This is a genomic window from Streptomyces cinereospinus, from assembly GCF_042430725.1.
GTDB classification, from domain to species: Bacteria; Actinomycetota; Actinomycetes; order Streptomycetales; family Streptomycetaceae; genus Streptomyces; species Streptomyces cinereospinus.
In genome coordinates this window covers 1-22,514 of record NZ_JBHMCY010000104.1, presented here as the reverse complement: position 1 = coordinate 22,514, position 22,514 = coordinate 1, and the positions used below count along the sequence as shown (strand labels likewise).

15 protein-coding genes are annotated in these 22,514 nt (G+C 71.3%); 9 read left to right on the top strand and 6 right to left on the bottom strand.

Going from position 1 to position 22,514, the window contains the following annotated elements; all coding sequences use genetic code 11:
- Positions 1-151: 151 nt before the first annotated feature.
- Positions 152-1,036 carry a fumarylacetoacetate hydrolase family protein gene (locus tag ACFF45_RS33055; RefSeq protein WP_381350625.1) on the top strand — a complete coding sequence of 295 codons (885 nt, stop codon included), beginning with the start codon at positions 152-154 and terminating at the stop codon, positions 1,034-1,036.
- 257 nt (positions 1,037-1,293) lie between these two features.
- Here ACFF45_RS33055 and ACFF45_RS33050 read toward each other — a convergent pair whose 3' ends face one another.
- Positions 1,294-2,400 (bottom strand): ricin-type beta-trefoil lectin domain protein, encoded by a 1,107-nt coding sequence (locus ACFF45_RS33050; RefSeq protein ID WP_381350623.1) that lies wholly within the window; start codon positions 2,398-2,400, stop codon positions 1,294-1,296.
- A gap of 886 nt (positions 2,401-3,286) precedes the next feature.
- Here ACFF45_RS33050 and ACFF45_RS33045 point away from each other — a divergent pair.
- Complete coding sequence (locus ACFF45_RS33045) at positions 3,287-3,634, top strand: NPCBM/NEW2 domain-containing protein (protein ID WP_381350622.1); 348 nt, start codon at positions 3,287-3,289, stop codon at positions 3,632-3,634.
- Positions 3,635-3,755: 121 nt separating this feature from the next.
- Positions 3,756-4,898 (top strand): glycoside hydrolase family 76 protein, encoded by a 1,143-nt coding sequence (locus tag ACFF45_RS33040; protein ID WP_381350621.1) that lies wholly within the window; start codon positions 3,756-3,758, stop codon positions 4,896-4,898.
- Positions 4,899-5,086: 188 nt separating this feature from the next.
- On the opposite strand, the gene ACFF45_RS33035 is transcribed toward ACFF45_RS33040, so the two are convergent.
- Complete coding sequence (locus tag ACFF45_RS33035) at positions 5,087-6,322, bottom strand: ROK family transcriptional regulator (protein ID WP_381350620.1); 1,236 nt, start codon at positions 6,320-6,322, stop codon at positions 5,087-5,089.
- A 136-nt stretch (positions 6,323-6,458) separates the two neighbouring features.
- Between ACFF45_RS33035 and ACFF45_RS33030 the strand changes: the two genes are divergently transcribed.
- The 6 genes from ACFF45_RS33030 to ACFF45_RS33005 all read left to right on the top strand — a co-directional run bounded on the left by ACFF45_RS33030 (position 6,459) and on the right by ACFF45_RS33005 (position 15,756).
- The gene (locus ACFF45_RS33030) at positions 6,459-7,943 is read left to right on the top strand and encodes a sugar ABC transporter ATP-binding protein (RefSeq protein ID WP_381350618.1); all 1,485 of its coding nucleotides are present in this window, start codon (positions 6,459-6,461) and stop codon (positions 7,941-7,943) included.
- Complete coding sequence (locus tag ACFF45_RS33025) at positions 7,940-9,028, top strand: ABC transporter permease (RefSeq protein WP_381350616.1); 1,089 nt, start codon at positions 7,940-7,942, stop codon at positions 9,026-9,028. The genes ACFF45_RS33030 and ACFF45_RS33025 overlap by 4 nt, the downstream gene beginning before the upstream one ends.
- A gap of 11 nt (positions 9,029-9,039) precedes the next feature.
- Complete coding sequence (locus tag ACFF45_RS33020) at positions 9,040-10,053, top strand: ABC transporter permease (RefSeq protein WP_381350626.1); 1,014 nt, start codon at positions 9,040-9,042, stop codon at positions 10,051-10,053.
- The gene (locus ACFF45_RS33015) at positions 10,053-11,288 is read left to right on the top strand and encodes a substrate-binding domain-containing protein (RefSeq protein WP_381350615.1); all 1,236 of its coding nucleotides are present in this window, start codon (positions 10,053-10,055) and stop codon (positions 11,286-11,288) included. Before ACFF45_RS33020 ends, ACFF45_RS33015 begins: the two co-directional genes overlap by 1 nt.
- A complete protein-coding gene (locus tag ACFF45_RS33010) occupies positions 11,285-12,193 on the top strand; it encodes a sugar phosphate isomerase/epimerase family protein (RefSeq protein ID WP_381350614.1) in 909 nt (302 codons plus the stop codon). Before ACFF45_RS33015 ends, ACFF45_RS33010 begins: the two co-directional genes overlap by 4 nt.
- 89 nt (positions 12,194-12,282) lie before the next feature.
- Entirely contained in the window at positions 12,283-15,756 is a 3,474-nt protein-coding gene (locus tag ACFF45_RS33005) for a ThuA domain-containing protein (protein ID WP_381350613.1), read from the top strand.
- Positions 15,757-15,963: 207 nt separating this feature from the next.
- Here ACFF45_RS33005 and ACFF45_RS33000 read toward each other — a convergent pair whose 3' ends face one another.
- From ACFF45_RS33000 to ACFF45_RS32985, 4 genes are all read right to left on the bottom strand, one after another.
- Positions 15,964-17,187, bottom strand: coding sequence for an NAD(P)/FAD-dependent oxidoreductase (locus tag ACFF45_RS33000; RefSeq protein WP_381350612.1), 1,224 nt, complete (start codon positions 17,185-17,187; stop codon positions 15,964-15,966).
- Positions 17,188-17,244: 57 nt separating this feature from the next.
- Entirely contained in the window at positions 17,245-17,727 is a 483-nt protein-coding gene (locus ACFF45_RS32995) for an RrF2 family transcriptional regulator (RefSeq protein WP_381350610.1), read from the bottom strand.
- Between the two features lie 241 nt (positions 17,728-17,968).
- A complete protein-coding gene (locus ACFF45_RS32990) occupies positions 17,969-20,476 on the bottom strand; it encodes a discoidin domain-containing protein (protein ID WP_381350608.1) in 2,508 nt (835 codons plus the stop codon).
- A gap of 580 nt (positions 20,477-21,056) precedes the next feature.
- Entirely contained in the window at positions 21,057-22,277 is a 1,221-nt protein-coding gene (locus ACFF45_RS32985) for a metallophosphoesterase (RefSeq protein ID WP_381350606.1), read from the bottom strand.
- Positions 22,278-22,514: the final 237 nt, after the last annotated feature.

Below are 22,514 nucleotides of genomic sequence, written 5' to 3'. Positions count from 1 at the left end.
ACCTGCTCATCCAGCACCACCTCGAACACGACCACACCGGCTCGTCCGGCGCGGAGCACGCCGTCTGACCGGCAGGCCGCCCTCGGCGGCATGCGGGCCGGCGCCAGGACACGCTCCGGGGAGAGCCCCGGGGCCCAGGAAGGGAAGACAAGTGAGAATAGTGGGCATCAGGCGCCCGAACCCCGGTTCCGACGTGGAGGTCGCCGTCCTGTCCGACCAGGGCGACCGCGTCACCGTCGTCGCTTCGCTGGTGGACTTCTGGGCCGATCCGGAGGGCTGCCTCTCCCGGCCGCCCGCCGGTCCGACGCTCGCCACCACCGCGGTGGAGCAGGTTCCCCCGGTACTCCCTGACGCGCGCGTTCTGTGCATCGGGCTCAACTACCTCCAGCACGTCGCGGAAGGCAGCTACCGCGACCAGGAACTGCCGCCGTATCCCACGCTGTTCGCCCGGTGGACGCAGTCGCTGACCGTGGACGGGGCAGAGGTTCCCGTGCCCTCCGACGAGGACGGGCTGGACTGGGAGGGCGAGGTCGTCGCCTGGGTCGGAGCACCGCTCGTCGACGCCTCCCCCGAGGAAGCCCTGGCAGCGGTCGTCGGCTACTCCGTCTTCAACGACCTGACCTCGCGCAGGGCGCAGAAGCTCACCTCCCAGTGGACCCTGGGCAAGAACGGGGACCGCTCCGGCCCTCTCGGCCCGATCGTGCCGGCCTCGGAGATCGGCGACCTGAGCCAGGGCCTGCGGCTGCAGACGCGCGTCAACGGCGAGACCATGCAGGACGCCCGCACCGACCAGATGATCTATTCGGTCGGGGAGACGCTGTCCCTGATCTCACGCACCCTGACCCTGCGCCCCGGCGATCTCCTCGCCACCGGCACCCCGGCGGGAGTCGGCTACAGCCGCAAGCCCCCTCGGCTGCTGCAGCCGGGGGACACGGTCGAGGTGGAGGTGGAGCGCCTGGGGGTGGTGCGCAATCACGTGGTGCGGAACGAGCAGCGGCTCACCGCCGCGGTGGCCGCCCAGAAGGCGCGCGTCTGAGACCGGAGGGAACGTCTCGCGCCCGTCCAGGAGCACCACGCGTTCCGTGCCGCCGCCGATCATCCGGCGGCACGGGAACCCTGCCCCGGACGCCCACCGATGCGGGGGCGCCGTTCGCGAACTGATCCGCCCCGACCGCGTCGTCGCGGCGCCCACCTCGTTCCGTCCGCCCTCGCGCGTCACGAGGTGGGCCCCCGCCGGCCGCGGCACGTCTCGCGCGCACGCCAGACCTGGTGCAGCGCGGCCGGGCCGCAGTTCTACTGCATCGTCCACCTCTGGTTGGCTCCGCCGTTGCAGTCCCACAGGACCAGTCGTGTGCCGTCGGCGGTGGAGGCCGCGGGCAGGTCGAGGCACCGTCCGGACGCCGGGTTGCGATACCCGCCGTTGTAGGACTGCCAGACCTGGTTGGTTCCGCCGTTGCAGTCCCACAGAACCGTCTCGGTGCCGTTGGCCGTGCCCGCTCCCCTGGCGTCCAGGCACTTGCCCAGCGCCCTTAGCGTGCCGTCCGCCGGGGCGGTCCACCGCTGCGCGTCGGTGTTGTTGCAGGACCACGACTGGACGGCGGTTCCGTTCTCGGACCTGCCGCCGTTGACGTCCATGCACTTGCCCTCGACGGCGGACCGCACCTGACGACCGACGGGGACGGGTTCGCCGATCCAGCCGGCGGCGTCGGCGGCCAGGATGCCGTCGTGGAAGGCGGCGGCCATCTTCCGGTAGCCGGAGTCATTCGGATGCAGACCGTCGGCCAGGTCGCCCGTGTTCAGGCTCCCCATGTCGACGTGGCGCACGTGCTTGCCGGCGGCCTGCTTCGCCTGGACCATCGCCAGGATCCGCTGGTTGAACGCGCCTCTGTTGGCCTCGATCGCGGAGACCGTGGAGACGGTCAGCGACGCGACCAGCACGGTCGCGTCCGGCGCGGCCGCCACCACCTGGTCGATGAGCGCGTTGAGCCGGTCCGACGCGGTGGGCACCTGGTAGTTGTGGCCCAGGTCGTTGGTGCCGATCATCAGGGTCACGACGTTGGGCCGGTAGCGGGCGAGCGAGGCGTCCGCGATCGAGGCGATCTGATCGATCCGCCAGCCGGAGTGGCCTTCGTTGTCGGGGTCCGCCATGGAGCCCGCCCGGGACGTTCCCACGAAGTCGAGTGCGTATCCTCCGGCCCGCAACTGGTCCCAGAGCGGACCTCGGTAGCCGTTTCCGGTACTGCTTCCCATCCCGTCGGTGATCGAGTCGCCCAGGGGCATGAGGCGCATGGCGGACACCGCCGGTGCCTGCTCGGCCGCGGAGACGGGCGGCGCGCCGCCCCAGAGCACGCCTGCGGCTGTGGCCAATGCTGCGGAGAGAGTTGCGATGAGCCTTTTCATCGGTCAGTCCTCGATGGGGAGTCGGTTGGGGTCGGGTCGGTGCCCGACGGTTCCGGAATCGGCGCCGGTCCGACCACGGCCGGTACTGCCGGCGGCCGACGGCACCTCGGCCCCTCGCCCCGTGGTGGCGTCGAGGAGGTCGAGCACGTGCTGCCGGCAGCCGTAGCCGGTGGTCCCGCCGCCGCCCTGCTGCCGTCGCCCTCGCCGGGCTCGCGCAGACACCGTTCGTCCGGAGCCGGACGGTGGCGGCGTCGGCCACAACCGTGCGGTCGTCAGGAGGCTGGGGTCACCGGTGGCCCGGTGGTACTCGGTCAGGGCGCCCGGGACGACGCCCTGATGGCGGGTCCAGGGGGTTGGCCGGTGTCGGCGAGGTCGTCGCCGACACCATCGCTGATCAGGCGGTCATCGTTGATCACGCCGCCGTTCCGGAACCGGATCCCGTCCCTCTTCGCCCGGTCGAGATGCCGTTCCGGTCGGCGTGTGCGTCATCCGCGTCGGCCCGCGCGGTGTCGAGGTACCGCAGGCCGCCGGTCAGGTCGTGGGCGGCGATCCGGGCCAGGCGCCGCCACCCCGTGCCGTCGGGGCACTCGTTGCGGAACTGCCGAACAGCTGCCCGTGCCGCTGATCCGGATCCCTGCATACGACCAGGGCGGATAACGATGTCAGGGTGCCGGCGAGGACGGGCGCGACAGAACGCAGTGGCTTCATGGAGGAGGCTCCTGAAACGTCTGGTCACAGTGGGGGGGGGCGCTCTGTCGACCGGCCGCCGGAGCGCCCTTTGAAGTTAGCCACCGTGCACCTGTGCGTCAACGCATCGACCACAGCGGGAAAGTTGTAACCATCGTGTTGCATTTGCCTTGACAGGCCCCCGTGGCAGCGGTCTTATGTGCTTGCTTTCGTCCGCGGGACCGGCGAGAGCGGCCCCATCACCATGGGCGGCGTCACCTGCCCGAAAGGCCCGGGCGTCCACACGGACTCCAGCGGCGAGGTCTGTCCGGGCGGTAGGTGCACACGGTTCACGGCCGTCATCGGCCTGGACGACGAGACCGGAACGAACGGCAGTGTCGTCTGCCAGGTCCTCGCGGCGAAAAGCACGTCCATCACCGACGGCCTCGACGCCGTCTCCACGGACGCGGACAACCGGCGTCGCACGGCCGGCCCTCCGGGCCACGGCCGCCGGCGACGGCACCGCCCTCAGCCCCGCGGACTGGGCCGGGGCGGCCGCGCACCGTGAAACCAGGTCCGGGTGCGATGCCCCGACCCCGCCGGCAGCGGGGACCCGCGGGCGCTCGCGAAACCCCACAGGCACTCCCACGAACCCGGATCAACCGCATACTCACCCCAGGAGAACGCACATGATCAAACGCAGAACGTTACTCGCGGCAGCAACGGCGATCGGGGTCACCGCGGTCGGCGGGACAGCCGGGCGAGGTTCCGCGGCGGCGATGGAGCGCACGTCGGCGGACGCACCCGGCGCCGGGGCGCTGGGAACCGTCAACACCGACGCGGCCTTCGCCGCGCTGAACAGCGCCTTCCTCGTCTCCAACGGAGGTCAGCGGTACTACAGGACGTCCCTCAACAACTCCGAGAAGGACTACTTCTGGCGTCAGGCGCTGGACATCCAAGCGGTGCAGGACGTGCACGACAGCGCCCCGCGCACGGAAACCCGTGATCTGGTCGGCCGGCTCCTCGACACCTTCCTGGAGCAGAACCGAGGTTCGGGCGGGCTGTACGACTGGAACTGGAACGAGTACAACGACGACCTGCTCTGGGCCGGGCTGGCCTTCGTGCGCGGCTACCGGATCACCGGCAACGGGACCTACCTGAACCAGGCGCGCTACGCCTTCGACCGGGTGTACAACCGAGGCTGGGACGGTGCTCTCGGCGGCGGCATCTGGTGGGACATCCGCAGACGCGACAAGAACGCCCTCAGCAACAGCCCGGCGGTCATCCTCGGCTGCCTGATCTACGAGTCCACCGGTGACCGCGGATACCTGGACAAGGCACGAGCGATCTTCGACTGGGTGTGGGCGAGGCTGCTCGACCGCTCGACCGGCGGTGTGTACGAGACCATCTACGCCGACGGACGTCGCTCGAACGGACAGTCGGTGTACTCGGCGGGCGCCTTCGTCAGCGCGGCCCAGGCCCTGTACCGGAACCAGGGCCAGGGGACGTTGTTCGACGACGCCAGGCGGACCGTCGACTGGGTCATCCGGGACCGCACCGTCAACGGGATCATGACCAACGGGCAACGGGAGGGGACCTGGCAGTCCGAGTTCGCCCGAGGGATGGGCGAGTTCGTCCGCGAGAACAACCTCTGGGGTCAGTACTACGACTTCATGAGGCGCAACGCGGACGCGGCATGGGGCGCTCGGCGCACCGACCTCAACCTCACCTGGAACCGTTGGGACGCGCAGACACCGCGTGACGACACCCGGGCGGTCGAGGCCATCGGTGCGGTGATCATGCAAGCGGTCACTCCGGCCAGCCGGCCGTAGCAACGAGCGTGTGACGGGACCCGCCGGGTGCGCCGAGCCGGGCATGGCTTCGGCATCCGGCGGGTCACCTTCCGCCTGGCGCGACGCACGCGAGCGAGTGGTGCGCCGCCGGGTTCAGGAGGGAGCGGCGGCACTGCGGCGGGCACGACCGTGGGCCCGGCGCTCCGGATCCCCAGCACCCCTCGCGCTCACACCGCCGTCGCGTCCGTCATGACGGCGCGGTCGACCTGTGCGGGGGACAGGGCGTGCTCGATCGCCAGGATGCCGGCGCCGATCGCCCCCCCGTTCTCGCCGATCCGGCTCGGTTCGATCCGCAGGACGTGGGTCGCCAGCGGATTGGACCGGCGGTAGACCGCCTCGCGGACACCCGCGAGGAGCTGGTCGTGCACGGCGGCGAGGGCGCCGCCGACGACGACCGTCTCCGGGTTGAAGAAGTTCACCAGGCCGGACAGCACCTCGCCGACCGCGCGACCGGCCTCGCGGACCATCCGGACGGCCTCACGGTTGCCTTCCCTGACCAACTGCACGATGTCCAGGCTCCCGGCGGCCTCCAGCCCCAGCTCCCGCAGCCGGTCGGCCAGTGCCGCACCTCCCGCGATGGCCTCCAGGCAGCCGGAGTTGCCGCAGCGGCACGGCTCGTCCCGCTCGCCGACGCGGATGTGCCCGATGTCCCCGGCCGAACCCTGGGCGCCCCGGTGGATGCGGCCGTCGGCGACGATGCCGCAGCCGATGCCCGTGCCGACCTTCAGGTACAGCAGGTGCAGCGTGTCGGAGAAGGCCAGGCGCTGCTCGGCCAGGGCCATGACGTTCACGTCGTTGTCGATCAGTGCCCGGACACCGAACCGTTCCTCGAAGAACTCGGGAATGGGGTACTGGTGCCAGCCCGGCATGATCGGCGGATCCACCGGGCGCCCGGTGGAGAACTCCACCGGGCCGGGCACGCCGACGCCGATGGCCCGCAGCGTCCGCGAGGCCGTCCCGTCGGCCGTTTCGAGCAGCGTGTGCAGGGTCCGCTCGACGTGCCCGAGGACCGCCTCGGGTCCGTCCGCGATGTTCAGCGGGTCCTCGCGGGCCGCGAGCAGGGCACCGCCGATGTCCAGCAGCCCCACCCGGCAGTGGGAGGCCCCGATGTCGACGCCCGCGATGGCGTGCCCGTGGGTGCGCAGGGAGAGCCGACGCGGCGGGCGGCCGCCGGTCGAGGGCGCCTCGGTGTCCTCGTCGACGAAACCGTGGGCGATCAGGGCGTCGACGCGGAGGGAAACGGTGGACCGGGCGAGTCCGGTGCGCCGGGCGATCTCGGCGCGGGTGACGGCGGCGCCCGAACTGATCAGCGCCAGCACCTCACCGGGCGTCTGGCCCGGGGGCGGGCTCGGCGCGGAGCCGCGGTCCGACGACAGAGGGGGCGACGAGAAACGTACATTCACAATAGCAACCTTAGAGACCTGGACGTCTACTGACCATGCTTTGTTCGGCGATCGGGCAAAGTCTAGGTCCCTGACGTTGTGAACATTCCTGCTTCAAGTGTTGACAGGGCAAAGTTGGGTCGCAATCCTGCCGAACATGCTGACGATGAGCAGTGTCTCGAAGAGCTTCCTCGGGGCGCGGGTGTTGCACGGGGTGTCGCTCGACCTGAAGCAGGGTGAGATCCACGCCCTGGTCGGGGAGAACGGCGCAGGAAAGTCCACGTTGATGAAGGTCCTCGCCGGGGAGTACGCCCCGGACGAGGGCACCATCACGCTCGACGGAACCGCCCGCGCCTTCTCCCACCCCGTGCAGGCACAGGCCGCCGGAATCGCCCTCATCCACCAGGAGTTCGCCCTCCTGCCGTACCGCACCGTCGCGGAGAACGTCTTCCTCGGCCGCGAGCCGGTGCGCCGCGGACTGGTCGACCGGCGGGCGATGGAGCGGCGCACCGCCGAGCTGCTCGCCGAGCTGGACGAGACCGGGATCGATCCCCGCGCCCAGGTCGGGGAGCTGTCGGTGGCCCGGCAGCAGACCGTGGAGATCGTCAAGGCGCTGGCCGCCTCTGACGTGCGCGTACTTGTCATGGACGAGCCAACCGCACCGCTCGCCGACCACGAGGTGGGTCTGCTCTACGCGCTGATCCGGCGGCTCGCCGCCCGCGGCATCGGGATCCTCTACATCAGCCACCGCCTGCGTGAGGTCTTCGACCTCTCCCAGCGCATCACCGTGTTGAAGGACGGCCGCAAGGTCGCCGCCCTCACCACCGCCGAGACCAGCCCCGACGAAGTGGTGCGGGCCATGGTCGGCCGTGAGCTGCACTCCTACTACCCGCCTCGCGCCGAGCCCGGGGAGATCGGCGAGCCGCTCCTGACCGTCACCGACGCCGGCAACGAGCGCCTCGCCGGCATCGGGCTGACCCTGCGCGCCGGCGAGGTCACCGGAGTCGCCGGCCTCCAGGGCTCGGGTCGCACCTCGCTGGTGCGGGCACTGTTCGGCGCCGCACCCTTCACCCACGGCAGGATGACCGTGGCCGGCCGGTCGCTGCTGCCCGGCAGCCCGCGGCAGGCCATCCGGGGCGGGATCGCGCTGGTCACCGAGGACCGCAAGGCCGAGGGCCTGGCACTGCGTCAGTCCGTGCGCGACAACGCCCTGCTCGTCACCCGGGCCGTGGCCGGCGTCGGAACGCGGGGGGTCGGCGAGTTGCTGGACCGGGTCGCGCTGCGCTCCCGCGGACAGGACCAGGAAGTGCGCTACCTCTCCGGGGGCAACCAGCAGAAGGTGGTCATCGCCAAGTGGCTCGCCGCCCGCCCCCGGGTCCTGCTGTTCGACGAACCGACCCGCGGTGTGGACGTGGGCGCGAAGTCCGCGATCCACACACTCGTGCGGGAACTCGCCCGGGAGGGACTCGCCGTGCTCATCGTCTCCTCCGAACTGCCCGAGCTGATCGGGATGAGTGACCGGATCCTGGTGATGGCCGACGGAACGCTGGTGGGCGAACTGCCCGCGGGCGCCGCCGAGGAGGACGTCATGCGACTGGCGACCGGCGACACCGCCGGCCCCTACGAGGAGAGTGCCGCATGACGGCCGTCCCCGGCGGGACCGCGGCGCCGGTCGCGACCCGCAGACCGACCGTCCTGGGCCGCGTCCGTCTCGGCGACCCCGTCGTCGCCGTGTGGCTGGCCGCCCTCGCGGTCACCCTCGTCGGCTGGATCGTCGTGACCGCGGACGGCGGCGACTTCATGACCCGGTCCACCGTCACGGGCATCCTCCAGAACTCGGTCGCCCTGGGCCTGGTCGCGGTCGGGCAGTCGGTGGTGATCCTCACCGGGTCACTCGACCTCTCCGTCGCGTACCTCGTCAGCCTCGGCACCCTGGTCGCCGCGGAGATGATGCAGAGCGGCAGCGTCCTCACCGCCGTGCTGGCGGTCCTCGCGCTGTCCGCCGCCGTCGGCGTCGCGAACGGGCTGATCGTCACCGGGCTGAAGGTCAACGCGTTCATCGCGACGCTCGGCATGGCGTTCATCCTGCGCGGCTACATCGAGGACACCTACACCGGACCCGCGGGCCAGGTGCCCGCCTCCTTCCGGCGCCTGGGCTACGACCGCATCGGCTTCCTGCCCGTCTCCGTCCTGCTGCTGATCGCGGTCACCGTCGTCGCCTGGCTGATCACCCGACGCACCCGCGTCGGCCACCACATGTACGCCACGGGCGGCGACGAGCACGCCGCCAGGCTGTCCGGCGTGCGCACCGGACGCACCGTCGTCCTCGCGCACGTGCTGTGCTCGCTGTGTGTCGGCGCCGCCGCCCTGTTCCTCGCCGCCCGGCTCGGCGCGGGGGCCCCCTGGGCGGGCACGGACGCCCGCTACGACCTGGAGTCCATCGCCGCCGTCGTGCTCGGCGGCACGGCCCTGGCCGGCGGACGCGGCGGGGTGACGGGCACCCTCGGCGGCGTGCTGGTCCTCTCCGTGCTGGACAGCGTCTTCAACCAGCTCGCCGTCGACCCGTTCTTCAAGAACGTCGTCCGCGGCGTCGTCATCATCGCCGCCGTCGCCCTCTACGCCCGGCCCCGCTCGGACCGGGCCACGGGACGGCCTCGCCGCGGTGGCCGGGGACGGCCCGGACGGGGCGGGGCGCCGGGCACCCCACGGCAGGAGCAGTCCGCATGACCACCACGACCATGTCCGAGGCGACCACGACCAACCCCGCCGTACGGGCCTTCCGGCGCCTGGGCACCGGCGCTCCCGTCTACGCGCTCCTCGTCGTCCTGCTCGCCGCCCTGGCGCTCACCGACCCCGGCTTCTACGAGCCGGACAGTTTCCTCGCCTTCGTCAAACGCGCCGCCCCGCTGGTGATCCTCGCCGCGGGCCAGTACCTCGTCATCGTCTCCGGCGGCTTCGACCTCTCCGTCGGCGCCGTGGTGACCGCCGGAGTGGTGGCCGGGGCCGAGTTCTACGGCTCCTACCCGGATGCCCCCTGGTTGCTCGTCACCGTCGGGCTGCTGGTCGCCGGGGCGGTGGTGGGGCTGGCCAACGGCCTCATCACCACCAGGCTCCGGGTGCCGTCGTTCATCACCACCCTCGGCATGATGCTCATCCTCGAAGGTGCCGTCTTCTACTGGACCGGCGGCTCCCCCAAGGGCGTACTGCCGCAGAGCTTCCGGGAGTTCGGCCGCGGCACCGCGGGCGGCTGGCTGCCCTGGGCCGTGCCCGCCTGCGTCGTGGTCGGCGCCGCCGCGGTGTGGCTGATGCGCTCCGACTTCGGCCGCACGCTCGTCGCCACCGGGGACAGCGAACGCGCCGCGGCCCTGGCGGGCGTGCGCGTCCCCCGCGTGCGCACCCTCGCGTTCGTGCTCTCCGGCGCGGCCGCCGCGCTGGCGGCGGTGCTCGTCGCGGGCTTCTCCGGCGTCTCCGCCCAGGCCGGCCGCGGTCTGGAGTTCGAGGCCATCACCGCCGTCGTGCTCGGCGGGGTCCTGCTCGGCGGGGGCCGCGGCTCCGTCGTGGCCGCCATGGCCGGGGCGTTCTCCCTCCAGGCGCTGTTCACGCTGCTCAACCTCCAGGGTGTCTCCGGCGCGCTGGAGTCCACCGTCCAGGGCGTCATCGTCATCGCGGCCGTCGGCCTCGGAGCCACCGGGCGTCCGGGACTGAACCGCCTGCGCCGTCACCGTTCACAGCCTTCCGGAGGCACCTCCTGATGATCCGCGCACCTCGTACCGGACGACCCGGCGGCCACGCCCGCCTGGCCGCCCCCCTCGCCGCCCTGCTCGCCGCGGCGCTGCTGACCTCCTGCTCCTCCGACGTCCCCGAGGACGGCCTCGTGGGCGACGCCACCGCGTCGGAGCCGGCCCAGAACAGCGGCGCGGAGTCGAAGTTCTTCGACCCGGCCGACTACGAGCGCCAGCTCGCACTCGCCGGGACGACACCGCAGGGCCCGGCGGACAAGCCGTGGGAGCAGATGCTGAGTCCGGAGATGACCGACACGTCGCAGTACGCCAAGCAGGGCGGCGCCAAGGACGTCCACCTCTGCTTCTCCAACGCGGGCGTCTTCAACCCCTGGCGGCAGGTGGGGCTCAAGAGCATGCAGGCGGAGGTGGAACTGCACGACGAGATAACCGACTTCACCGTTCTCGACGCGCAGGGCAAGGACGACAAGCAGATCTCCGACATCCAGGAGCTGTCCGGTCAGGACTGCGACGCGCTGATCGTCTCGCCCAACACCACCGCCACCCTCACCCCCGCGGTGGAGGAGGCCTGCGGCAAGGTCCCGGTGATCGTCTTCGACCGCGGCGTGGAGACCGACTGCGGGGTCACCTTCATCAGCCCCGTCGGCGGCTACGCCTACGGCGCCGCGGCGGCCGACTTCCTCGTCGACGAGGTGGACAAGGGCGGGAAGATCGTCGCGCTGCGCATCTCGCCCGGCGTGGACGTCCTGGAGAACCGCTGGGCCGCCGCGAAGAGGGCGTTCGACGAGGCCGGACTCGAAGTGGCCGAGGTGAAGTTCACCGACGGCGACCCGTCGAAGACGAAGTCGATCGTCACCGACGCCATCGCCCGGCACGGCACCGTCGACGGGGTGTGGATGGACTCCGGCGCCACCGCCGTCGCCGCCGTCGAGGCGTTCGAGGACGCCGGCGAGGACGTCCCTCCGATCACCGGCGAGGACCAGCAGGACTTCCTCCAGGCGTGGAAGGACAAGGACCTGACCGCCGTCGCACCGACGTACCCCACCTTCCAGTGGCGTACGCCCGTGATCGCCGCGCTGCGCGTCCTGGGCGGCCAGGAGGTGCCGAAGCAGTGGATCCTGCCGCAGCCGGTCGTGACCCGGGAGAACTTCGACTCCTACTACAAGGAGGGCATGCCGCCGCTGCACTACGGCGCCTGCGGCTGCGAGGAGCTTCCCGGCTACCCCGGTGACTGGGGTGGCGAGTGAGCCCGGCCGTGCGGCGCGCGATCGGCGCCAACCCCTGGATCTGGCACTCACCGGTCACCGAGGAGGCGCTCGCACAGGTACTGCCGCGGCTGGCGGAGTGGGGTTTCGACTGCGCCGAACTGCCGCTGGAGCAGCCCGGCGACTGGGAGCCCGCGACCGTCGCCAGGCTCCTGGGCGAGCAGGGCCTGACGCCCGCGGCGGTGATGGCGGTGATGCCGCCGGGACGTGACCTCGTCCGCGCCGAGCCCGCCACGGTCCGCCGTACCCAGGACTACCTGCGGCACTGCGTCGACAAGGCCGCCCGGGTCGGCGCTCCCGTCGTGGCCGGCCCCGTCTACGCCGCGGTCGGCCGCACCTGGCGGATGGACGAGGCCGAACGGGCGGCGGCCTGCGAGCAGTGGCGGGAGAACATCGCGCCGGTCGTCGCGCACGCCGCCGAGGCCGGCGTCCGGATCGCCGTCGAGCCGCTCAACCGTTATGAGACGAGCCTGTTCAACACCGTCGCCCAGACGGTGGAGGCGATGGACGGGCTGCCCGCCCGGACCATCGGCGTCGCCCTCGACACGTACCACCAGAACATCGAGGAGCGGTCGCTTCCCGACGCCGTGCGCCGGGCCACGGGCCGCCTCTTCCACGTCCAGGTGTGCGCCAACGACCGGGGCGCCCCGGGCGACGACCACCTGGACTGGCCGGGCTTCCTCGACGCCCTGGACGACGAGGGCCACCAGGGACCGTTGTGCATCGAGTCGTTCACCGCCGACAACGCGACCATCGCGGTCGCCGCCTCCATCTGGCGTCCGCTCGCACCGAGCCAGGACGCCCTCGCCACCCGGGGCCTCGCCTTCCTCCGGGAGGCCGGGCGGCGCCCCGCCCGCCCCGCCTTCCCGAGCCCGCCGCCGGCCTGACACGCCGGTCCGGCAGCCGTGTCCCACGCACCCTCGGACGAAGTCCGCGGGGGGCTCCGTACCCGATCCCACGACCGCAGGAGCCGTACATGAGATCAAGAACGGCGAAATGGGCGCTGAGCTCAGTCTGCTCGGCCCTCCTCGTGGCCGGCCTGGCCGCGCCGGCCACCGCCCATCCGGAGGGCTTCCACGTCCTGCTGTTCACCAAGACCGCGCCCGGGGCCTACCGGCACGGATCCATCCCGGCGGCCATCACGATGTTCGACCAGGTGGCCGCCGAGCGCGGATGGGAGCTGACCAAGAGCGAGGACTCGGCGGTCTTCAACGACACCGACCTCGCCGAGTACGACGTGATCGCCATGGTCCAGACGTCCGGCATGGTGTGGGAGACCGAGGCCCAGCGCCAGGCCATGCAGAAGTACGTGCGCGACGGCGGGGGCATCGCCGCCGTCCACAACACGCTCGACATGGGCATCGAGAACGAGTTCCCGTGGTGGGACGAACTGGTCAACGGCGGCGCCCACATGCCCGCCCACGCGGCCGGGGGCCAACAGGGCACCGCCAAGGTCGCCGACCGGGTCCACCCCTCCACCGCGCACCTTCCCGACCGCTGGGAACGCACGGAGGAGTGGTACAACTTCGACCCCAACCCGCGCGGTGACGTGCACGTCCTGGTCACCGCCGACGAGACCACGTACGACCCGGGCGGCGAGGCCATGGGCGCCGACCACCCGATCTCCTGGTGCCGCGACGCCGAGGGCGGCAGCGTGTGGGCCACCGCCATGGGCCACGACACGGCGAGCTACTCGGACCCGCTCTTCCGCGACCACGTCGTGGGCGGTGTCGAGGCCGCGGGCGGCAAGGTCGCGTCCGACTGCGGCCCGACGACCTGGGCCGACTACGAGAAGGTCCCGCTGGACGAGAGCACCGTGGGGCCGGCGGCCCTGGACGTCGCCGACGACGGCCGGGTGTTCTACGCCGAGTACGGCGGCAGGGTGAAGATCCACAAGCCCGGTACCGGTGACGTGCTCACCGCCGCCACGCTCGACGTCTACACCGGCGGCGAGGACGGACTGACCGGCCTCGCACTGGACCCGGACTTCGCCACCAACCGGTGGATCTACCTGATGTACTCGCCGGCCGGCGGCACCGAGGACGTCGCACGGGTGTCGCGGTTCACCGTCAACGGCGACACGCTGGACCGGGCCAGCGAGGAAGTCGTCATGGAGGTCCCCTCGTCACGCCAGTCCCCGGAACCCGGGCACACCGGCGGCTACATCACCTTCGGGCCGAACGGCGACCTGTACATAGGCACCGGTGACGACACCGAGCCGTTCCGCTCCGACGGGTACGCCCCGATCGACGAGCGCCCGGGACGCGCCGACAACGACGTCCAGCGCACCTCGGCCAACACCAACGACCTGCGCGGCAAGATCCTGCGCATCCACCCGGAGGACGACGGCACCTACACCGTCCCGGCGGGCAACATGTTCGCGCCGGGCACGGCGAGGACCAGGCCCGAGATCTACGCGATGGGCTTCCGCAACCCCTTCCGGTTCTCGGTCGACCCGGCCGACGGCACCGTGTACGCCGCCGACTACGGGCCGGACGCGGGCTCCGACAACGCCGCGCGGGGACCGGCGGGGATCGTCGAGTGGAACGTCATCAAGGAGCCGGGCTTCTACGGCTGGCCGTACTGCGTCGGCAACAACATCCCCTACCGGGACTACGACTTCGCCACCGGCCAGTCCGGCCCCGCCTTCGACTGCGCCGACCCGGTCAACGACTCGCCCAACAACACCGGCCTGACCGACCTCCCGGCCGCCAAGGCGGCGGACGTCTGGTACGGCAACGGCGCCAACGGCAACAGCTTCCCCGAGATGGGTCAGGGAGGAGAGGCACCCGCCGCCTTCCCCGTGTACCACTACGACCCCGACAACCCGTCGGAGACGAAGTTCCCGGCGTACTTCGACAACACTCCGTTCTTCGGCGAGTGGTCCCGCAACCAGCTGCACGAGTTCCGGCTGGACGACGACGGGACGCTGCTCAAGATCAACGACTTCCTGCCGAACCTGGACTTCAGGTCCCCGATGGACATGAAGTTCGGCCCCGACGGGGCGATGTACCTGCTGGAGTGGGGGAGCGGCTTCGGCCGGGACAACCCGGACTCCGGCCTCTACCGCATCGACTACAGCTCCGGTGACCGGCGTCCCCTCGCCACGGCCACCGCGACCCCGACGTCCGGAACCGCGCCGCTGACCGTGCGGTTCTCCAGTGAGGGCTCCCGCGACCCGGAGGGCGGCACGATCTCCTACCACTGGGACTTCGGTGACGGCGCGACCTCCGACGAGGCGTCACCCACGCACACCTACGCGACGAGGGGACAGTTCACCGCCCAGCTCACCGTCACCGACGCCGGTGGCCGCACCGGCACCGCCAACGTCACCGTGACCTCCGGCAACACGGCGCCGACCGTCAGGCTCTCCCTGCCGAACGGCGGCATGTACGACTGGGGCGACCGGATCCCGTACACGGTGAACGTCACCGACCCGGAGGACGGCACGATCGACTGCACCCAGGTCAGGACCGTCCCCTCGCTCGGACACGACGAGCACGCGCACGACACCGACGCGATCACGGGCTGCTCGGGCACCGTCGTCCCGGAGACCGACGCCGGCCACGCCGACCTGAACGTCTCCTACGTCGTCTCCTCCAGCTACACGGACAGGGGCGCGTCCGGAGCGCCCGCACTGGCAGGCAGCGCCAGGGCGGTGCTCCAGCCCAAGCACAAGCAGACCGAGTTCTACACCCGGCAGTCCGGTGTCCGGGTGATCTCCCAGGGCGGCGCCGAATCCGGCGCCCGGCTCGGCGACATCAGCAACAACGACTGGGTTTCCTTCTCCCCGGTCAACTTCACCGGCATCGACCAGGTCGCGCTGCGGCTCTCCTCGCCCTCCGGGGGCGGAACGGTCGAACTGCGCGACGGCTCGCCGACCGGCGCGCTGATCGCCACGGTACCGGTCCCGAGCACCGGCGACTGGGACAACTACCAGAGCACACCGGCGGTCGACATCACCCGGCCCGCCGGGACGACCGAGCTGTACCTGGTCTTCAAGACGACCTCGGACAACTCGTACGACATCGACTCGATGACATTCGTCGGGAACGGCGTCGCACAGGACGGTTCGGCGGCGGCCCCGAGGCAGATCGTCGGCATCGGCGGCAAGTGCGCCGACGTCGACGCCGGGAGCTCGGCGAACGGCGCCAGGGTCCAGTTGTGGGACTGCCACGGCGGCACCAACCAGCAGTGGCAGGCCACCGGTACCACACTGCGTGCGATGGGCAAGTGCCTCGACGTGAACGCCTGGGGCACGGCCAACGGCACCAGGGTCCACCTGTGGGACTGCCACGGCGGCGCCAACCAGGACTGGTCCGTGCAGTCGGACGGCACCATCCGCAACCGCGGCACCTGCCTGGACACGTCCCGTGGCGCGGCGAACGGAAGTGAGCTGGTCATCTGGCAGTGCAACGGCCGCGCGACCCAGAACTGGACGCTGAGATGACCGGAGGGGGCTGATGGACCGGCGCGGAGCGGGGACCGGCCCCCGCTCCGCGCCTTCCGGCTCTCACCTGAGGCCCTGCGAGTCCGTGCTGGGCACCCGCTTCTGGTTCTGATACGTGCGGGTCCGACGGCACGGGACGGTGGATCGGACCGAAGGCCCGCGACCGCATCGCACCCTACGGAACCGCCAGGGGAGCCGGCCGGGTCTTCACGCGGCTACTTCCGCGGTGGGCCAGGTGGTGCGGTGGTCGGCCCACCGGAGGATGAGACCGGCGTCGTCGACCGGGGGGTAGATCCACGCGCTGTTGATCTGCTGCTTCAGTTTCTTGGCCTCCTGGCCGGTCGTTTGGACCGTGCGGTCCCACCCGGAGGTGACGACGGCTCCCGCGGGACCGAGGTCGAGGCAGGTCACGTACGGGTCGGGCGCGAACGGGACGAGGTCCAGGCCCAGGAGATCGCCTGCGACGTTCCGCCCGGCGAACTTGCCCAGGGGGACGGCGTGCTGGCAGCTCTGCGTCGTCAGACGGCCGGGCTCGGCCTCGGCGGCGGCGGTGTCGCCGGCGGCGAACACTCCGGGCACCCCCTTGACCCGCAGGTACGCGTCGACGACCAGCCGCCCGATCCGGTCCCTCTCGCCCGGAATGGACGCGGTGAGCGGGCTGGCGGTCATCCCTGCGGTCCACACGGTGGTCGCGGCAGGCACCGTCTCACCGCTCGACAGCGTCGCGGACCGGCCGCTGACCGCGTCGACCGTGGTCCCCAGGCGGCGCTCGATGCCGAGCTCCTCCAGGACCTGGACGATGTGAGGGCGCGGGCCCTCGCCGAGCTCGGGGCCGACGCTCTCCGCCTTCTCCACCAGAACCACCCTGACCTCGTCGCGCCGTTCGCGCGGGGCGAGGTCGCGGAGCCGTCCGGCCAGCTCGGTCGCGATCTCCAGGCCGGTGAAGCCCGCCCCTACGACGACCGCGGTGAACCGGCCGTCGAACGGTGCCGACTGCGGCAGGCGCCGCAGGTGGTGGTCGAGCCTGGCAGCCGATGCCAGGGTGTCGATGTCGAACAGCCACTGGGCTCCCGGCAGCTCGGGTCGTACGACCTGGCTGCCCGCGGCCAGCACGAGACGGTCGTAGTCCAGGGTGAGGGGCCGTGCGTCACGGCCGAGGGCCGTGACCTGGCGGGAGTCGGTGTCGATCCCGGTGACGGTGGCGGCGACCCGCTGGATGCCCACCGGTCCCAGGACGCGGTCCAGCGCGACGCGCATGGCCTGGGGGTCCGCCTCGTACAGGCGCGGCCTGATCACCAGGTCGTCCGTGTTGCTGACCAGGGTCACCCGCAGCTCAGTGGGGTGGACGCCCTGTTCACGGGCGGTGCGGACGGCTCCCACCGCGCTCCAGACGCCGGCGAAACCGCCACCGATAACCAGGATGTTTTTCATCCAGATTCACCTCCGAAAAAAGGCGCGGCCGGCCCGGCCGCACTCTGCGTGTTCGTTTCAGTCGAGGCCGAAGGCGCCGCGTACCGTCCGGTTCATGGACGGCGCGTGCGTGTCGGCCTCCGCCCGCACATCGGCGAGCGACTGTGCGGCCAGCGCCTCGCGCCATGCCTCCTCGGCGCGACCCATGGCGGACGTGACCGCGCAGGGGGTGGTGAAGTCGCAGGCCGTGCGGATGCCGACGGTGCCGCACTGCCGGATCTCCGTGCAGCGAAACAGCGGGTCACTGCCCTCGATGGCGTCGAACACGTCCAGGAGGGTGATCGACTCCGCTGGTCGGGCGAGCAGGAACCCGCCGCGCGCGCCCGGGACGGACGCGAGCAGTCCCGCCTTGACCAGCTGTTGCAGCTGCTTGTTGAGGTAGGGGCGCGGCAGATCGTGGCCCTCGGCGAGCGTGGCCACCGAGACCGGCTCGCCGGTGTTCGACCACGCCAGGTTCAGCAGTGTGTGCACTGCCCACTCGACGCCCCGGCTCATCCGCATACCTGGACAATAATCATCCAGGTTTGCGGAGTCAACTCGATCTGCCGCCGTCGCGGCCTGCACGTCGCAGGCGAGCGGGACGGGCGAGCGGGGTGGGCAGGAGCCGGCCGGGTGGGCGGACGACCGTGAGCGGGATGTGGCACCGGGTATGCCCCAGTGGGCCGGGCGACGAGTGCGGCCGGTGACTCCTCGGAGGTCACCGGCCGCGTTCCCGTCTTACCGCCCACCGCGCACCGGCTCGTCAGTCGGCGTACGCCTCGAACTCGGCGAGCTGGAGGCCGGGCGCACCGCTGTTGGAGGTGCCCTGGACGCGAAGGTAGCGGTAGGTGGTGGACGGGATGGTGATGTCGACCGTGTTGTTGTTCGTGGGGTCGAACACGTGGTCGGCGGAGGCGGCGACGGTGGTGAAGGTCTCGCCGTCGTCACTGGCCAGGACTTCCAGTGTCTGGGTGCGGCCGCCCCAGCCGCCGTTGAGCTTGAGGGCCACGCGCTGCACGTTCACCGGGCTGCCGAGGTCGACCGTCAGGGAGTGCGGCGAGGTGAGCGCAGGGCTCTCCCAGTAGGTGTCGCTGTTGGAGTCGACCGCGTTGGCCGCCGGGTATCCGTCGTGGGAGCCGCTGGCGGTGACGGGACGGCCGGCGGCGAGGTTGCCGACGGTGCTGCGGATGACCCGGCCGCTGACGTGCACTTGGTAGCGGCCGGCGGAGGTACCGTCGGAGATCGTCAGGGAGCCGTTGCGGTCGCCGCGTTCCGTGGGCACGAAGCGGATGCCGACCGTGCAGCTCGCGCCCGGCGCCAGCTCGCTGCCGCAGGTGTCCGAGAGGGAGTAGACGCCGGTGGTGCTGATCGAAGCGATCCGCGCCGCGCGCGGGCCCGGATTGGTGATGACGACGGTCTGCGGGTCGCTGGGCTTGCCGATCTCATCGGTGACGAACGACAGTGTCCTGTCGATGTCGCTGACCTGGAGCGGACCGGGCGAGGGATAGCCGCATCGGGTGTCGGACCAGCCGCTGTTGCCGGGACCCTCGGTGAGGGTGAAGCCGGAGTCGCAGTCGTATCGTCCGCCGGCCCCGAGGCGGTCGGCGGTCAGGGACCTGACCGAGGCGGAGCCGGGCGCGTTCAACTGAAAGGCGAATGTGCCGGCCCCGTCGATGGTGTTGCGGGCGAAGCGGACTCCCTCGACCGACGACCCGAGGAACTGGACGGCCTCGTAGGCGCTGTCCTGGATCAGGTTGTCCTCGACGTCGACCCTCCCGGTCAGCGGGGCGTCGGCAGCCCAGAACCACAGCGCGCCCTCACCGATGTGTGAGAAGAGGTCGAGGGTGCCGGTCCGCTGAAGGGTGTTGCGCGCGATGGTGGTGGTGCCGGCCAGCGGCACGGAATTGAAGCGGTTGCCGACGTGGATTCCGCCGCCCTGCACCAGGGTGTCGGTGACCAGATTGTCGGTCACCTCGATGTCCCGGCCCCCGTAGATGGCGATGTTGTTGGCGAGGGCAGGCGCCCTGACGGTGTTGCGGGCGAACGCGTTGTCGGCATTCGCGTGACGTTCGGACCACATCGCCAGGCCGTCGTCACCGGTGCCGCGGACGTAGCTGTCGGTGACCGAGGAGTTGGTGATGCCCTCGTGGAAGTTGACGGCGTCGGCCGTCACGTCCAGGATGCGCAGGCGCGACATGCGCAGGCCGTCGAAGGGGCCGTCCAGCCAGGCACCGACCTTGGTGTGCTGAATCCAGACGTTGTCCACGGTCGAGTTCGCCAGCGCACCGCCGATGCCGTTGACCTGGTCGGAGTCGTTGCGTTCCTTGACCTCGCCGAAGATCGCGAAGTCGGCCAGGTGGACGTCGGAACTGGCGTTGGGCGCGTAGTTGCCGTACACGCCGACGCGGTCACCACGCAGGACGCTGTACCAGGGACCGCTGCCGCGCATCGTCACCCGGTCGACGATGAGGTGCCGCGTCACGGTGAACGTCCCCGGCGGGATCCACACGGTCCGCCCCGTTCCGGACGCGGCGTCGATCGCGCGCTGGAACGCGTCGCTGGAGTCCTGCTTCCCCGACGGATCCGCGCCGAAGGACGTGACCGAAAGGGCATCGGCCGGGGCGGTCTTCGGGGCTCCGACGTGCTCGAAGTCGGCGACGTCGATCACGTATCGCGCGGCGGTGTCGTCCTTGCCGACCTGGAGGCGGACCGTGCTGCCGGCCGGCAGGGTGCGGTCGAACATCAGCCGCGCGTCGTCGTAGAGCTGACGTCGGCCGCCGTCGGCCGGGTTGTTCGACCATGGGAACTGGCCGTAGTACCAGCTGTACCGTGATGTCACCGCAAGCGACTTGGCGAACTGTCCGTCCACGTAGGCACCGAGGGTCGCGTCGATCCCCTTGCCGTCGGCCGAGTCCGGCACGCTGTAGCGGACGTTGACCGCGTTGGCCGCCTGCTGGAGCCTGAACTCCACGTACTCGCCCTGTCGGTCGAGCTCGACCGCGCGGCGGCCGACGGCCTCGGCCGCCAGCGTTCCGTACGCCCAGTCGGGGCCGAGGACGGTGCCGTTGGTCCGCGCGTCCTCCGCCTGGTACTCGACGAAGGGCGTACGCGCCCCCGCCCCGCCGTCGGCGCGCGCGCCGGACCGCTCCTGCGCGGCGGACGCCGGGGTCGCGGAAGTGCGCGCATCCTGTGCACCGGCCGGCTGCGCGAGGCCCGTCAAAGCGACGGCCATCAGCACGGCTACGGGCGCGTTCTTGCCTATCCATCTCATCGGGTACGTCCCTGGGTCGCATGTTCACTGCTCGGACGGGCGCTGCGGGGGGCCTGCCGCCGAGACACCCGGGCTCGGCGGGGACAGTTAAACAGCGCGGCAGAGGTGTAGCAAGATTTCTACAACGATTCGCAAGATAGCGACGCAGCGGCGGTTGGCCGGTAGGTGGCGCCGCGCCCTCTCACCAGTGACGTGCCCGAGGCCTTGGACCGAGGGGCGGGTCGCCTGTCTGGCGGGGCACTGGTCGACGCCGACGTCGGTGAGCGTGCGGCCGCAAACAATCGATTGAAAGGTGCAACTTGCCAACTGTCGCCATGCTCCAGCGCTTCGGCACGGAGGCCCCGGTACGGAGTCACGGACGCGAAGGGCGCCTGACGGGTGGAAACCCAGGTCAGGCGCCTTTCGGCAGGCGGCCGGAAGAAGCCCGGCTTCTTCGGCGAGTACGACACCAGCAGGTTCTCCGGCTGCCGGCAAAACGGGCTTCACGCATCGCTGACCTGCGCAGAACTCACCACGTGCGGCTCGATGGAGGAACCGGTCCGGATCCCGTGCTCAACGAGATGTGCCGGCCCGCGCCATGCTACGACGAGGTGGGCCGGTGCGGGGAGCGGAGCACGAGCAGGGTGATCTCGCTGGGAGCGAAGACGCGGAACGGCGGGCCCCAGAAGCCGGTACCGCGGCTGGTGTAGAGGAGGGTACGGGTGCCGTGGCGGCTGAGGCCGGCGAGGGCGGGCTGGTCGATGCGGACCAAGTGGTGGAAGGGCCAGATCTGGCCGCCGTGGGTGTGGCCGGAGAGTTGCAGGTCGATGCCGGCGGCTGCCGCCCGGTCGACGAACTTGGGCTGGTGCGCCAGGAGCAGGACGGGCAGGTGGGGATCGGCGCCGTCCAGGGCTCCGGCGAGGTGGGCGCGGTGGCCTGCCAGGCCGGAGGATTCGGCGGTGACGTCGTCCACGCCGGCGACCACAAGGGTGTCGCCTCCGCGTTCGAGCAGCAGGTGGCGGTTGCGGAGCGGCTCCCAGCCCAGCTCGTCCATCAGGTCGACCCAGCCCTGGGCCTCGCTGTAGTACTCGTGGTTGCCGGTGACGTACACCCGGGCCCGGGTGGCCCGCACGGTACCGAGTGGGGCGGCCTGGGCGCGGCGGCGTTCGGCGGTGCCGTCCGCGATGTCGCCGGTGTGGCAGACCAGGTCGGCTTCCAGCGTGTTCACCGTCTCACACACCCGTGCCGACCAGCGAGCGCGATCGAGCGGGCCGTAGTGGGTGTCGGTGATGAGAGCGACCCGGGTGCCGTCCAACCCGGCACCCAGCCGCGGGAGTCGCACGTCGAGCCGGCGCACGCGCGGCACGCGGCGGGCTTCGGCGTACCCCCAGGTGAGCAGTACGGCGGTCACGCCGAGGACGGCCCACGTGACGATCCGGGCCCGGTCCTGACTCCCGCCGACGCCGGCCAGGACCAGGACGAGCCGCAAGAGGACGCCGAGCAGAACGGACCACGTGAACAGAGCCCAGCTGACCCCCAGCAGGGTGTCGCCGACGATTGCCGCCCGGTCCTGCTGGCGCCGGCCGTGGCCGCGCACCATCGCGAGCGGCATACCGATGAGGCCGAGGGCGAACAGGGCGGTGCCGACCAGCGCGACGGGCGGCGGCCAGTGCTGGCCGCCGTGCAGGAGCACCCAGCAGGGCACGGCCCACAGCAGGACGGGGGCGATCAGGGGGAGGTAGCGCATCAGGCGGTGCAGTGGGCTCTGCCGCGGTGCCTGCGCTTCGCCCTCGGCGGACCGGGCGTTGCTGGTGTCGGTCACGCTTCCCCTCCCTGGCCGGACTGCCGTATCGCGCACTGTATCCGGTCGTCTTGGGGCCGGCCGTACCGGCGTTCATGGCAGCCGGCCCCGTGGAGCGAAGGGTTCTCTGCGGGACGGCAGGACTCCGCCGCGGCCACCCCCTCGGCATGAGCCGCGATCAGGGTGTTGTCGCCCCGGCTTGGTTTCGTTGTCAGGACGTGCTGCGGAGGGTGAGGTCGCTGGTGAGCTCGATGCAGG

Bases quoted from the DNA above. Each gene is read 5' to 3' on its own strand.
- ACFF45_RS33050 (WP_381350623.1), bottom strand. From the start codon at position 2,400: ATGAAAAGGCTCATCGCAACTCTCTCCGCAGCATTGGCCACAGCCGCA.
- ACFF45_RS33040 (WP_381350621.1), top strand. From the start codon at position 3,756: ATGATCAAACGCAGAACGTTACTCGCGGCAGCAACGGCGATCGGGGTC.
- ACFF45_RS33030 (WP_381350618.1), top strand. From the start codon at position 6,459: ATGCTGACGATGAGCAGTGTCTCGAAGAGCTTCCTCGGGGCGCGGGTG.
- ACFF45_RS33025 (WP_381350616.1), top strand. From the start codon at position 7,940: ATGACGGCCGTCCCCGGCGGGACCGCGGCGCCGGTCGCGACCCGCAGA.
- ACFF45_RS33020 (WP_381350626.1), top strand. From the start codon at position 9,040: ATGTCCGAGGCGACCACGACCAACCCCGCCGTACGGGCCTTCCGGCGC.
- ACFF45_RS33015 (WP_381350615.1), top strand. From the start codon at position 10,053: ATGATCCGCGCACCTCGTACCGGACGACCCGGCGGCCACGCCCGCCTG.
- ACFF45_RS33005 (WP_381350613.1), top strand. From the start codon at position 12,283: ATGAGATCAAGAACGGCGAAATGGGCGCTGAGCTCAGTCTGCTCGGCC.
- ACFF45_RS33000 (WP_381350612.1), bottom strand. From the start codon at position 17,187: ATGAAAAACATCCTGGTTATCGGTGGCGGTTTCGCCGGCGTCTGGAGC.
- ACFF45_RS32995 (WP_381350610.1), bottom strand. From the start codon at position 17,727: ATGCGGATGAGCCGGGGCGTCGAGTGGGCAGTGCACACACTGCTGAAC.
- ACFF45_RS32990 (WP_381350608.1), bottom strand. From the start codon at position 20,476: ATGAGATGGATAGGCAAGAACGCGCCCGTAGCCGTGCTGATGGCCGTC.